This is a genomic window from Halorarius halobius (assembly GCF_024298865.1).
GTDB lineage: Archaea > Halobacteriota > Halobacteria > Halobacteriales > Haloarculaceae > Halorarius > Halorarius halobius.
In genome coordinates this window covers 406,825-418,702 of the sequence record NZ_CP101161.1, presented here as the reverse complement: position 1 = coordinate 418,702, position 11,878 = coordinate 406,825, and the positions used below count along the sequence as shown (strand labels likewise).

General features: G+C 67.3%; 13 protein-coding genes. 7 read left to right on the top strand and 6 right to left on the bottom strand.

From position 1 onward, the window contains the following. The first annotated feature begins 21 nt into the window (after positions 1–21). From NL112_RS02125 to NL112_RS02115, 3 genes are all read left to right on the top strand, one after another. The gene (locus NL112_RS02125) at positions 22–936 is read left to right on the top strand and encodes an MBL fold metallo-hydrolase (RefSeq protein ID WP_255150981.1); all 915 of its coding nucleotides are present in this window, start codon (positions 22–24) and stop codon (positions 934–936) included. A 237-nt stretch (positions 937–1,173) separates the two neighbouring features. Next, the gene (locus NL112_RS02120) at positions 1,174–3,156 is read left to right on the top strand and encodes a cation:proton antiporter domain-containing protein (RefSeq protein WP_255150980.1); all 1,983 of its coding nucleotides are present in this window, start codon (positions 1,174–1,176) and stop codon (positions 3,154–3,156) included. A 58-nt stretch (positions 3,157–3,214) separates the two neighbouring features. Further along, complete coding sequence (locus NL112_RS02115) at positions 3,215–4,906, top strand: aldehyde ferredoxin oxidoreductase family protein (protein WP_255150979.1); 1,692 nt, start codon at positions 3,215–3,217, stop codon at positions 4,904–4,906. Between the two features lies 1 nt (position 4,907). Here NL112_RS02115 and NL112_RS02110 read toward each other — a convergent pair whose 3' ends face one another. The 5 genes from NL112_RS02110 to NL112_RS02090 form a co-directional block, all read right to left on the bottom strand. After that, entirely contained in the window at positions 4,908–5,351 is a 444-nt protein-coding gene (locus NL112_RS02110; protein WP_255150978.1) for a PaaI family thioesterase, read from the bottom strand. A gap of 159 nt (positions 5,352–5,510) precedes the next feature. After that, on the bottom strand, positions 5,511–6,533 hold the full coding sequence (locus tag NL112_RS02105) for a BtrH N-terminal domain-containing protein (RefSeq protein ID WP_255150977.1): 1,023 nt from the start codon (positions 6,531–6,533) through the stop codon (positions 5,511–5,513). Between the two features lie 71 nt (positions 6,534–6,604). After that, entirely contained in the window at positions 6,605–6,757 is a 153-nt protein-coding gene (locus NL112_RS02100) for a DUF1059 domain-containing protein (protein WP_255150976.1), read from the bottom strand. Between the two features lie 96 nt (positions 6,758–6,853). Next, positions 6,854–7,075, bottom strand: a complete 222-nt coding sequence (locus NL112_RS02095; protein WP_255150975.1) for a hypothetical protein — start codon at positions 7,073–7,075, stop codon at positions 6,854–6,856. Positions 7,076–7,306: 231 nt separating this feature from the next. Next, on the bottom strand, positions 7,307–8,461 hold the full coding sequence (locus tag NL112_RS02090; RefSeq protein WP_255150974.1) for a thiolase family protein: 1,155 nt from the start codon (positions 8,459–8,461) through the stop codon (positions 7,307–7,309). A 156-nt stretch (positions 8,462–8,617) separates the two neighbouring features. Here NL112_RS02090 and NL112_RS02085 point away from each other — a divergent pair, with 156 nt between their 5' ends. The 4 genes from NL112_RS02085 to NL112_RS02070 all read left to right on the top strand — a co-directional run bounded on the left by NL112_RS02085 (position 8,618) and on the right by NL112_RS02070 (position 11,661). Further along, positions 8,618–9,931, top strand: coding sequence for an ATP-binding protein (locus NL112_RS02085; RefSeq protein ID WP_255150973.1), 1,314 nt, complete (start codon positions 8,618–8,620; stop codon positions 9,929–9,931). A 195-nt stretch (positions 9,932–10,126) separates the two neighbouring features. Further along, positions 10,127–10,276, top strand: a complete 150-nt coding sequence (locus NL112_RS02080; RefSeq protein ID WP_255150972.1) for a hypothetical protein — start codon at positions 10,127–10,129, stop codon at positions 10,274–10,276. A gap of 240 nt (positions 10,277–10,516) precedes the next feature. Then, positions 10,517–10,810 (top strand): hypothetical protein, encoded by a 294-nt coding sequence (locus tag NL112_RS02075; RefSeq protein WP_255150971.1) that lies wholly within the window; start codon positions 10,517–10,519, stop codon positions 10,808–10,810. Between the two features lie 26 nt (positions 10,811–10,836). Then, entirely contained in the window at positions 10,837–11,661 is an 825-nt protein-coding gene (locus tag NL112_RS02070; protein ID WP_255150970.1) for an MBL fold metallo-hydrolase, read from the top strand. Here the strand turns inward: NL112_RS02070 and NL112_RS02065 are convergent. After that, on the bottom strand, positions 11,658–11,852 hold the full coding sequence (locus tag NL112_RS02065; RefSeq protein WP_255150969.1) for a hypothetical protein: 195 nt from the start codon (positions 11,850–11,852) through the stop codon (positions 11,658–11,660). The two genes, NL112_RS02070 and NL112_RS02065, sit on opposite strands and share 4 nt — an antisense overlap. Between the last annotated feature and the right edge of the window lie 26 nt (positions 11,853–11,878).

Genomic DNA, 11,878 nt, shown 5'->3' with positions numbered 1-11,878 from the left:
CCCGAGTGTCGACACCCGGACATGGCAATCGGCGACGTGTACGGCGTGACGACCGGGTCGGTGTCCGACACCTACTATCTCGACACCGGGATGTACGACACCGCTGAGTTCGGCGCGGTGTACGTCGTCGACGCGCCGGAGCCCACCCTCGTCGACACCGGCATCGGGGCGAACTACGAGAACACGCTCGCGGCGCTCGAGGAACTGGGCATCGCCCCTGCTGAACTGTCGTACATCGTGCCGACCCACGTCCACCTCGACCACGCTGGCGGGGCGGGCTATCTCGCCGCCGAGTGCGAGAACGCCGACGTGGTGTGTCACGAGCGGGGCGCCAAGCACCTCGTCGACCCCTCGCGGCTCTGGGAGGGAACGAAGCGGGCCGTCGGCGACCAGTTCAGGTACTACGTCGAGCCGGAGCCGGTCCCCGTCCGCCGGATTCGGCAGGTCCGCGACGGGAGCCGCATCGACCTCGGGGATAGGGAACTGGTCGTCCACGACGCGCCCGGCCACGCCCCCCACCACGCGGTGTTCCACTCGCCGGCCGACGACGCCGTCTACGTCGCCGACGCCGCGGGCGTCTACGTGCCCGCCATCGACGCGGTGAAGCCGACGACACCGCCGCCGAACTTCGACTTCGAGCAGTGTCTCGCGGACGTGCGCATGCTTCGAGCCATCGGCCCGGAGACGCTGTTGTATACCCACTACGGCCCCGCACCGACTGACGACCGGCTCTCGGAGTACGTCGGGACGCTCACCGACTGGGTAGAGGCCGTCGCAGCGAAACGCGAGGAACTCGGCGACGACGACGCGGTCGTCGACCACTTCGTCGCCGCTACGGAGATGGACGACGTCTGGACCGAGCGGAAGGCGACCGCGGAGGCCGCGATGAACTCCCGCGGCGTGCTGAGCTACCTCGACGATCGCGAGGCGGAGTAGCGCCCGCGCCGCGTCGGTCACTCGCCCCACGTTCGCCCATCGAACCCGCGCGTGTTCGTCGGTGTCCATATCTCCGGCTCTCTATTCTGCACGATTGTTTCACTCTGTCGCCGATGCTCCCCGGCAAATCGAACGACTTTGCTTCGGAATACGTAATCGACGTTGAAACCTCACGATATGAGTGCGGACGTTTAATGTAGGGGCCGACCCAACCCACGACGTGATGGAGGTGTTCCGATGGCCGGCGGCGCCGGCAACCTGATTCCGCTGGTCGCAGCCATCATCGGCCTCGGCGTCGGCGCCCAGATACTCTCCGACCGGTTCGAGGTGCCGAGCATCATCTTCCTCATCGGTGCCGGCATCGCGCTCGGGCCGGAAGGGCTGGGGCTCGTCACCCGAACGTCGTTCGGTAACGCGCTCCCGGCCATCGTCGGCCTCTCCGTGGCAATCATCGTGTTCGAGGGGGCGTTCCACCTGCGGGCGGAGAAACTCAGACAGGCGCCCGCCGAGAACATCCGACTGGTCACCGTCGGCGCGTTCATCGCGCTGGTGGCGACCAGCGCCGTGACCAAGTTCGCGTTCGACGCGCCGTGGGACGTCTCCTTCCTCATCGGTGCGCTACTGGTGGCGACGGGGCCGACCGTCATCACGCCCATCTTGGAGGTCGTTCCCGTCCGCGACCGCGTCGAGGCGGCCCTCGAAACTGAGGGCATCGTCAACGACGTGACGGCGGCCATCATCGCGGTGGTCGTCTTCGAAATCATCGTCGCCGGCGACACCAACCCCGAGGAGTTTCTGGTGCTGTTCGCCGAACGGCTCGGTATCGGCGTGTTCGTCGGCATCCTGGTGGCGGCGGTCGTCTGGTACCTGCTCAGGTACGTCGACCTCTCGCCGGGCAACGCCCCGCAGAACGCCCGCCTGCTCGTGCTCGCTGGCGCACTCGTGGCGTTCGGCACCGCCGACTTCATCGCGAAGGAGGCCGGCGTCGCCGCCGTCGCCACCGCGGGTATCATCCTCGGCAACCTCGACGTGCCCTACGAGGAGGATATCTCCGAGTTCAAAGGCGACGTGACGCTCGTCGTCCTCTCGTTCGTGTTCATCGCGCTCGCGGCGCTGTTGCGGTTCGAGGACCTGCTCGAACTCGGCGTCGCGGGTATCGTTCTCGTGGTGGCCGTCGCGCTGGTCATCCGCCCCGCGCTCGTCTTCCTCTCGCTCATGGGCGACCGGTTCACCAGAAGTGAGAAGGTGTTCATGAGCCTCGTCGGTCCCCGGGGCATCATCCCGGCGTCGGTGGCGACGCTGTTCGCCGTCGAACTCCAGAACCGCGCCACGGAACTGCGGACCGAGGCGGCCGACCTGGCCGGCGGCACGGCGACGGCGGCCAACGTCTGTACGACGAATCCGACCGGCGAGGTCGCGGGGCTGTGTGCACAGGCGGCGCAACTCGACTCCGGCGCGACCCTGCTCGTCGGCACGGTGTTCCTCGTCATCCTGGCGACCGTCGTGTTCGAGGGCGGGTTCGCGCGCCGACTCGCAAAGACGCTCGACGTGATACCCATGCGTGTACTCGTAATCGGAGGCGGGCAGGTGGGCCGGTCGCTCGCCGAACGCCTCGAAGACCGCGGAGAGAACGTCGTCATCATCGAGGACGACGAGACACAGGTGGAGGTGGCCCGCAACGGGGGCCACACCGTCCACATCGGCGACGGCACCGACACCGAGGTGTTGCGGGCGGCGGGTGCGGACAACGCCCGCATCGTCGTCGCCGCCACCGGGGACGACGACGTGAACCTGCTCGTCGCGCAACTGGCGTCCTCGAAGTTCGACGTCGAGACGATTCTCGCCCGGGCGAACAACCCGGACAACGTGGAGGCGTTCGAGGACCTCGGGGTTCGCACCATCTCGTCGGCGCTGGCGACCGCACAGGCCATCGACAACGCTATCGAGCGGCCGGCGCTCGCCGACTGGATGAGCAAGGTCGGCGAGGCGGGCGACGTTCAGGAGATAGAGGTGACGAGCGAGGAGCTCGTGGGCCGCACCGTCCGCGAGGTGGGGCCGGAACTTCCCGGCGGCTGTCTCATCGCGGTCGTCGCCCGCGACGGCGAGACGAAGGTGCCCGAGGCCGACTTCACGTTCGAGTACGGCGACCGCATCACCGTCATCGGCCAGCACGACTCCGTGCGGGAGGCGATGGACTTCTGTCATCCCGGCGAGCGTTAAAACCCGCCGCGAACGGAGGGAGGCAGATTCAAGGGTGCCGGGTCGAACCATCGTGTAGATGATTCACGCCGAAGGACCGCTGTTGTCCGTCGACGTTGGCGCTCGCGAGACGACCGAAACCGACGTCGACGACGTGCTGGAGTCGTTCGTCGGCGGCCGGGGCGTCGGCACGAAACTCGTCCACGACCGCGTGCCGTTCGACGCCGACCCGTTCGGCCCGGAGAACCGCCTGGTGTTTGCCGCCGGGCCGCTCCAGACCTCGCGGATGAGCTACACCGGCCGAATGTCCTGTACGGGACTGTCGCCGCTCACCGACGGCCTGCTGTCGTCGAACGCCGGCGGCTTCGTCTCCCGGCCGTTCGTCGACACCGGCTACGCGGCCCTCGAACTGACCGGCGCGAGCGACGAACTCGTCGGCCTGCACGTCTCCGACGAGGGCGTGGAGTTCGAGACGGTTTCCGACCTGGAGGGGGCCATCGTCGACGACGTTCTCGAGTATCTCGACGCCGAGCACGACGTCGACGCCGAGCAGACGATGGTAATCGGTCCGGCGGGCGAGAACCTCGTCCGGTACGCCGCCATCATGACCTCCGAGTCGCGCGCGTTCGGCCGCGGCGGCCTCGGTGCCGTCCTCGGCTCGAAGAACGTGAAGTTCCTCACGTTCGAGGGCGACTCCGCGCCCGAGGTGGCAATCGACGAGGACCTCGCTTCGGAGATTCACCAGGAAGCCGCGACGTCCGGCTCCCCGATGAAGGACGCCGGCACCGTCTCGGTGTCGGACTACGCCAACGCCGTCGGCGCGCTCCCGACCCGCTACTTCGAGGAACTGGAGTACGACGCCGTCGACGACATCGGCTCCGCGGCGGTCATCGACCACAAGTACAAGAAGGGCACCTGCTCGCAGTGTGCGTTCGCGTGCAAGCTCCCCACCCGCGACGAGGAGAGCGGCCTCGAGACCGAAGGCCCCGAGTACGAGACGATGATGTCGTTCGGCTCCAACCAGATGGTCGACGACTTCGCGGCGCTGATGAAGTCGAACGAACTGTGCGACCAGCATGGGCTCGACACGATCTCCTGTGGCGACGCCATCGCGGCGTATCTCTGGGCGGAAGACGAGATGGGCAACGCCGAGTTGGTCCACGACCTCATCGAGCAGATTTCCCGGCGCGAGGGCGTCGGCGACACGCTCGCGGAGGGTATCGACCGGTTCCACGACGAACTCGGCGTCGAGAACTGGACGATGAAGGGGATGGAGTTCGCCGCCCACGACGGCCGCACGCTCAACGGCCAGGGGCTCTCCTTCGCCACCTCGAACCGCGGTGCCGACCACATGTACGCCGAGATGTACCAACTGGAGTATCCGCTGGTCGCGCCCGACCAGGCGCTCGATTCAGACGGCGTCGCCGGCAAATCCGACCGGCTCGTCGAGCAGGAGAACAAGAACGCCGTCCACGACTCCGGGGTGCTGTGCAAGTTCGCCTACTCGAACATGACGAAGGAGCGATTCGAGCGCCTGCTGGAGGCCGACTGGGATGACCTGATGGACGTGGGCGGGCGCATCGTCGAACTGGAGCGACACTTCAACAACCAGCGCGGGATGGACCGCGCCGACGACGAGGCGCTCCCCTACGAACTGGCGGGGCTGAGCGAGGAACTGTCGAACTACTACGACCTGCGCGGCTGGAACGACGACGGCACCGTCCCCGACGCGAACGTCTCGGCGTCGGACGCCGCCCCCGCCGACGACTGACCTACTCCAGCGCGTCGGCGTCCGACTCCTCGCCGACCCACGCCGTCTCGCCCTCGCCGCCGCCCGTCTTGTAGACGCCGCGGGCCGTCGCCACGTCCGTCCCGTCGCCGTCCGTGACAGCGACGTCGACGGCCGCGACGCTGTTGCCGAGCCGCGTCACGTCGGCCGACGCGTGCAGTTCGTCCCCCGTCGCCGGCGCGAGATAGTCGATGCGCATGTCGATGGTCGGCGTCACGTCCTGCACCTCGCTGATGACCGCGGCGCCGCCGACGGTGTCGGCCAGCGCGTAGGCGACGCCGCCGTGCGCGACCATCCGCTCCGGGTTCGAGGAGTGCTCGGTCCGGAGCGGGAGGCGTCCCTCGGCGTGTCCGTCCTCGGCGGCGGTCACCTCGATGCCGAGATGCTCGGCGAACGGCATGTGTTCGAACAGCCACTCGACTCCCATACCCGACGGTCAGCGAGTAGCGACTTAACCGACCCGACTCCCTGATGGCGAACAGGCGGTCCGTGCCCCGAGTCGCGGCAGGTGGACCGCACACCCGCCTCGGCCTGCCGCGACGACGTTCACGTCACGGGGGCGGTGGCCGCCTTCCCCTCCTTGAATCTACGCCAGCGCGTCGAGCACGTCCTCGTAGAACCGTTCTTCCGTGTCGGCGATGTCGGTAACCCGCTCGCTCGCCGCCGCGAACAGGTCCGCACGCTCGTCGGCGTCGTCGGTCTCGCTGGCCGCTTTCAGCACCTCGCCCGCCGCGGTCCAGTCGTCGGCGATGGCGTGCATCCGGTCGGCGAACCCCGCGAGGTCGACGTCCGTCTCGCGGGCGTCGAGGAACGGGGCGTAGAGGCCGCGGAACGCGCCGCCGCCGGTGCCGCGCCGCTCGACGTTCTGGTAGGCGAACCGCGCGGCCCACGCCGGGTTCGGGAGGTCGGTCCACTCGGGAAGGTCCGCCGCGAGCGCGCGAATGCCAGCGAGGCCGGCAGTCCCGAAGCCGAGTTCGCGTGCCGCGCTCTCGGGGTCGAGCATGTACGCGGCCGTCTCCGTCATCGCCTCCCGCACCGCGGCGGCCGTGTCGGGTCGAGGCTGACCGTCGACGGCGAGCCAGCGGTTGTGGAGCGGCATCACGTCCTTCGAGGCCCACGCATCGCGCAGAGAATCGAGCGGCAGTTCCTGTATCTCGTCGAACTCCGAGTCGGCCATGTAGGCGACGCCCGTCGACCCGTCGGGCGCTTCCTTCTCTTCGTCGTACCCCACCACGAGAAGCGAGTGGGGCGCGAAGTGGGTGTCCGTCTCGTAGTAGTCGAGGTAGTAGAGGTCGACGAACACCATCACCGGGTCGCCGTGGTCGAGGCGGTCGGTCACCTGCTCCCACGCCGTCGCCCAGTCGTCGCCCTCCCGCTCCGTGTGTGGGATGTCGAGGTGGTCGAAGAACGCGCGCTCGAGCCACATCGGGCGGCCGACGAACATGCGCCACGGCGACCGGGAGAGTTCGAAGAAGGTGAACCCGAGCCCGGAGGCGAGGCCGAAACACTCCGGTTCGGTGAACCCCCAGCCGTAGTGCTCCGAGAGGTCACGCAGGGAGGTGGAGCCGCAGTGCTCGCCCGCGGCGTGTTCGAACCCGTCGACGTGCATGCTCGAACCTCACCGGCCGCCAGCAAAACGGTTAGGGGTCGTCCGGGCCGGGAGGGCGCCTGGGCCTGGGTTCAGACCGTCCGCGCGATGTCCATCACGTCCGACCGCGACATCTCCATGTCGTGGCTCTCCTTGGCGTGCTGTTGGACCATCTCGACCAACTGGTCGGTCGACTCCGAGCGGATCATGAACTCACAGTCCGGACATTGTAGCTCGCGTGTCATCGGTGGAACACCGGCCGTGACTGCGATAGCGTCGCGGGTAGTTATTGACCGCTTGCGGGCGTTCACCCCGGCTTACGCCGGCCGGAACGCCGCCGCTCACTCGGATCGCTTGTCGTGGTAGCCGAGCGCCTCCTCGACCGGGACGGTCCGCCACTCCGCGTCGTCACCGTGACGCACCTGCACCGTCCCCGCTGGCAGGTCGGCGTCGACTTCGCGGGCGTGTTCCGCGACCAGATGGTCGGCGTACTGTTCGCGTGCGGCCCGCTCGGTCGGCGCGATGGCACACCAGCCACAGCCGTCGTAACCACAACGTACCATTCACCCGCTCCTACGGGCCGGACGGCTTAACGGTTCGCTCCCCGGGGAGCAGTCGGAACTCATCCGACGTTGTTCGGTACGTATCCGGGCGCGTTCCGGTCGGAATCCGGCAGGCGTTCGGCAGTCTCCCGCCGCGTCACCGCTGGCCGGAAAGTGGTCTCTAGAGGGTCGTCTCGTGGGGCGCGGCCGCAGGGCTGGCCGGCGGGAAAAAATCGAGAACCGCGACGCGGGTCAGTTCGGGAGCGAGAACTCGATGGCGGCGCCCTGCCCGAAGCCGACACACTCCGTGGCGAGACCCTTTTCGGCGCCGCGTTTGTGCATCTCGTGGATGAGCGTCACCGGCAGGCGCGCGCCCGACGCGCCCAGCGGGTGGCCGATGGCGATGGCGCCGCCGTTGACGTTGAAGATGTCGTCGTCGAAGCCGAGCTGGTCTTGGCAGTACAGCGTCTGGGAGGCGAACGCCTCGTTCAACTCGACGAGGTCGTAGTCCTCCGCGGAGGTGCCCGACCGCTCGAACAGCTGTCGGCACGCGGGCACCGGGCCGATGCCCATGATTTCGGGCTCGACGCCGGCGACGGCGTTGTTGCCGACCTCCGCGAGCACGTCGAGGTCGTGCTCCTCGGCGAACGCCCGCGAGGTGACCATCGTCGCGGCCGCGCCGTCCGAAATCTGCGAGGCGTTACCCGGCGTGACGGTCCCGTCGGCCTTGAACACCGTCGGGAGCCCCTTCAGTTTCTCCGCGGTGGTGCCGGGGCGGATGCCCTCGTCCTCGGTGACGGTTATCTCCTCGCCGTCGTCGTCGTGGCCCTGGACGGGGACGATTTCGTCGTCGAACCGGCCCTCTTCGGTGGCGGCGGTGGCGCGCTGCTGGGAGCGGGCGGCGTACTCGTCCTGTGCTTCCCGCGAGATGTCGAACCGCTCGGCGACTTCCTCGGCGGTCATCCCCATCTGGAGCGAGGCGACGTTGTGCTCCTCGTTGAGTCCGGGGTGAATCTCGTTGTTCTGGCCCATCTGGACGCGGGACATGTTCTCGACGCCACCGGCGATGATGCAGTCGCGCTGGCCGGCCCGGATGGCGTCCGACGCGGAGATGATGGCCTGCGCGGAGGAGGCACACCAGCGGTTGATGGTCGTCGCCGGCACGCTCTCGCCGAGGTCGGACATCAGCGCGATGACCCGCGCCATGTTGTTGCCCTGCTCGCTCCGCTGCTGGGCACAGCCCCACATCAGGTCGTCGACGTCCTCGCCGTCGAGTCCCGTCTCCGCGAGCATCTCGTCGATGAGCGCGATGGAGAGGTCCTCGCTACGGACGTCGGCGAACACGCCGTCCTCCTTCCCCTGTGCAGTTCGGCACGCCTGTACGACGACTGGGTCCGAGTCGCTCATACGCCGGGAATCGGTGTCCTTCGTGTTAAGTTCTCTCGTCTCACCGCTTGTTGCTGTAAGCATTGCCGGGGCTGTAGGTTACCGAGCGGTAACGACGCCGGCGGATTCCGCGCGTGACGACGCCCTTATAGCCCGCAAGTCCGTACGTCGGGGAGAATGAGCAGTCCCGAGGTCGATGTCGTCGAGTTTCTCCTCACCGCGCGGGTCTACAGCGACGCCACCGAGCTGGACGAGCGGGACCTCCCGCCCCAGTACCGTCGGGTGTTCTGGACCGACGGCGAGGTCGAGCGCCCGCTCACGACCACGAACTCCAACGCCGCCGCCGCCACCGGCGTCGAGCGCCCGTGGGAGGCGGTCAAGGGGCTGATGTTCACCGAGCGGGACGACTTCTCCGGCTCCATCGACTTCACCGACGAGGAGATGGCCGAGGAGTGGCTGCTGGACCGCCTCGACGCCGACCGGGTCGCCGAGAACCCGACGCTCGCGTACGAGTACGGCGAGGAGTTCGGCGTCGAGTACGAGCAGGCCCGGCAGGCGAACCGTCCCATCCACGCCGACCGGGTGTGGATCGACTCCCTGCTGGAGGAGATGTTCGACGAGGACGAAGAGGAGATGCTCGACCTCGTCGAGGTGCGTGCACCCGACGAGATAGAGATGACGCTGGACGAACTGGTGCTCACCAGCGACCAGGAAGACGAGATAGAGAAGGTGATGAAGGCCATCGAGCACCGCGACTACCTCGCGCGCATCGGCCTGCGCGAGATCGGTAAGCTCCTGTTCGTCGGCCCGCCGGGCACCGGGAAGACGAGCGTGGCGCGGGCGCTGGCCCACCAGCTCGACCTCCCGTTCGTCGAGGTGAAGCTGTCGATGATAACGAGCCAGTATCTCGGCGAGACGGCCAAGAACGTCGACAAGACGTTCGAGGTGGCCAAACGGCTCTCGCCGTGCATCCTGTTCATGGACGAGTTCGACTTCGTCGCCAAGACGCGTTCCTCCGACGAGCACGCCGCCATCAAGCGCGCGGTCAACACCCTGCTGAAGTCCATCGACGAGATTTCGCTCATTCAGGACGACGTGCTCCTCATCGGGGCGACGAACCACCCGAACGAACTCGACTCGGCGGCCTGGCGCCGGTTCGACGAAATCGTCAACTTCCCGAAGCCGGACCGGGACATGCGTGCCGACATCCTCCGTATCGTCACCCGGCGGATGGACGTCGAGGAGTTCGATCCCGACGAACTCGCGGACCTCACCGAGGGGCTCACGGGAAGCGACCTGCGACTCGTGCTCCGCGAGGCCGTCCTCGACGCCCTGACAGAGGAACGGACGACGCTCACCCAGGCCGACATCCGCGACGCCATCGAGGGGTTCGAGGAACGGGACAACCTCAAGAATATGGACATGATGAGCGACACCGACGCGCTGGTGGCCGGGGACGGCGGACACGACCACGACCACGACCACGACTGACGCACGCCGTTCGTCCAGCGCTCCTCACTCGTCCAGCGTCGCAAACCCGATGCCGATGAACGCGCGCGGTCGGCGACATTTGATGGATAAGCGTTTCACTAACAGTGCTTTTAGGCACATGTTCTAGGGGTAGATAGGGGATTTAGTAGTTAATAGAGAATATTTATGCGGTATTGGTGGACATTTGTCGATGTAATGTCGGTCGACGATTCCACGTTCGGTACGAACCGCCCGTTCAACTCCGCGAACTACGCACCTTGTCCGGACTGTCTGGAGGGGACGCTCGTCTGGGACGAGACGACCGGGGGCAACGTCTGCACCGGCTGTGACGGGCCGGTGGGGTGAACACGGAAGACGCCTCTGGCGGCGACCGGAGCGGGACCTCGGCGACTCGATTTCTGTTTCACGCTTGTTCAGACATCTCGTTTTTACCTCTCTGTTCTAGGACCTTTGCGACCATATAGTTCTGATACAGAAAAGATTTATCCGAAATTGCGTTCACACGTCTACTGTGATGTCTGTCTTCGAAAGCACGTCCACGTTGAACGCAACGGTCGAAAACGTGTCCAGTTCGAGTACCGTTCCGTGTCCCGCCTGTTCGACCGGGTCGATGGCGTGGGACGACGGCGCGGCGACGAACCGGTGTCCGGACTGCGGGCTCCATACGGGCTGATGTCGGTCGCAAACGAGTCGGTCCCCGAGTGGCCGGGGTTCGCGGGCTGGTTCGGCCTCCTGCTCGCGCTGGTGTGGCTCACTCGCCCGGCGACGTTCCCGGTGCCGCTGGCAGCGGTGACGGTCGCGCTCGTCGGCTGCTGGCTGTTCGGCCTCTACCGACATCTCCAGGTCGTCGGCTGGCTCCCGACCGACCGCGGGGTTTAGGCGCACGCGCCGCGTGACTCCTGTCGATGGAGGTCACGCTTCTGGGAACCGGGGACACGACGGGAACGCCGACGCCCCGGTGCGACTGCGACACCTGCGAGCGTGCCCGCGAGTTGGGCGTCGAGCGCACGCGCTTCTCGGTCCACGTCCACAACGACCGAACCGACCGCTCGCTTCTGGTCGACGCCTCGCCCGACTTCCGCCACCAGTTCCTCGAACACGACGTGCAACTGCCCAGCGAGATACTCGTCACGCACGTCCACTTCGACCACCTCGATGGGCTCGGCAACGCCTACCGCCTGCTGTCGGACGTGTCGGTCCACGCGGCCGACGAGACGGACCCCGAGACGGGGCAGTCGGTCGCCGACACCGTCACCGAGAAGTACGACTACCTCGACGCGGTGACGACGGTGCCGCACGCGCCCCACGAACCGTTCGACGCCTGCGGGTTCGAGGTGCGGCTCGTCCCGGTCGTCCACCCGCCGCTGGTCTGTTACGGGGTCGTCGTCGAGGACCCGGAGACCGGCGCGAAGCTGTCGATAACCGGTGATACGAACTACGACGTCCCCGACCGCTCGCGCGAGGCGCTCGCCGACCCGGACCTGCTTCTGGCCGACGGCATCGTCCCCGCACATCTCTGCGAGTACCACCCCCGCGGCGGCGACCACCACGGGCCCGACGGCACGGCCCGCACGTTCGGCACCAAGCACATGACCATCGAGGGGGCACGCGAACTGGGCGAGGAACTGAACGCCGACGAGACGCGGGTCGTCCACGTCTCGCATTTCGTCCCCGCCGACGAGGCGTTCGACGACGACCTCGCGGTCGACGGCGAGCGGTACTCGCTTTAGCTCTCGACGGCGACCGTCGGCGACTCGCGGCCGTCGGGCGTCAGAAACAGGAGTTCGTCGTCGGCCGTCTCCACTACCTCCAGTCCCGTCTCCGGGTCGAAACAGCAGACCGACCACTCGCCGCGCTCGAGGCGGGTCCACACGTCCTCCTCGTCGTAGCTCCGTCCGTCGGAGCCCCGGTAGTCGTCCATCGGGCGACCTGTTCCGGAGGCCGGGA

What these genes read in the sequence shown, in the direction of transcription:
- NL112_RS02110 (WP_255150978.1), bottom strand. Translation starts at nt 5,351, where the DNA reads ATGGGAGTCGAGTGGCTGTTCGAACACATGCCGTTCGCCGAGCATCTC.
- NL112_RS02085 (WP_255150973.1), top strand. Translation starts at nt 8,618, where the DNA reads ATGAGCAGTCCCGAGGTCGATGTCGTCGAGTTTCTCCTCACCGCGCGG.
- NL112_RS02070 (WP_255150970.1), top strand. Translation starts at nt 10,837, where the DNA reads ATGGAGGTCACGCTTCTGGGAACCGGGGACACGACGGGAACGCCGACG.
- NL112_RS02095 (WP_255150975.1), bottom strand. Translation starts at nt 7,075, where the DNA reads ATGGTACGTTGTGGTTACGACGGCTGTGGCTGGTGTGCCATCGCGCCG.
- NL112_RS02120 (WP_255150980.1), top strand. Translation starts at nt 1,174, where the DNA reads ATGGCCGGCGGCGCCGGCAACCTGATTCCGCTGGTCGCAGCCATCATC.
- NL112_RS02115 (WP_255150979.1), top strand. Translation starts at nt 3,215, where the DNA reads ATGATTCACGCCGAAGGACCGCTGTTGTCCGTCGACGTTGGCGCTCGC.
- NL112_RS02125 (WP_255150981.1), top strand. Translation starts at nt 22, where the DNA reads ATGGCAATCGGCGACGTGTACGGCGTGACGACCGGGTCGGTGTCCGAC.
- NL112_RS02080 (WP_255150972.1), top strand. Translation starts at nt 10,127, where the DNA reads ATGTCGGTCGACGATTCCACGTTCGGTACGAACCGCCCGTTCAACTCC.
- NL112_RS02090 (WP_255150974.1), bottom strand. Translation starts at nt 8,461, where the DNA reads ATGAGCGACTCGGACCCAGTCGTCGTACAGGCGTGCCGAACTGCACAG.
- NL112_RS02065 (WP_255150969.1), bottom strand. Translation starts at nt 11,852, where the DNA reads ATGGACGACTACCGGGGCTCCGACGGACGGAGCTACGACGAGGAGGAC.
- NL112_RS02100 (WP_255150976.1), bottom strand. Translation starts at nt 6,757, where the DNA reads ATGACACGCGAGCTACAATGTCCGGACTGTGAGTTCATGATCCGCTCG.
- NL112_RS02105 (WP_255150977.1), bottom strand. Translation starts at nt 6,533, where the DNA reads ATGCACGTCGACGGGTTCGAACACGCCGCGGGCGAGCACTGCGGCTCC.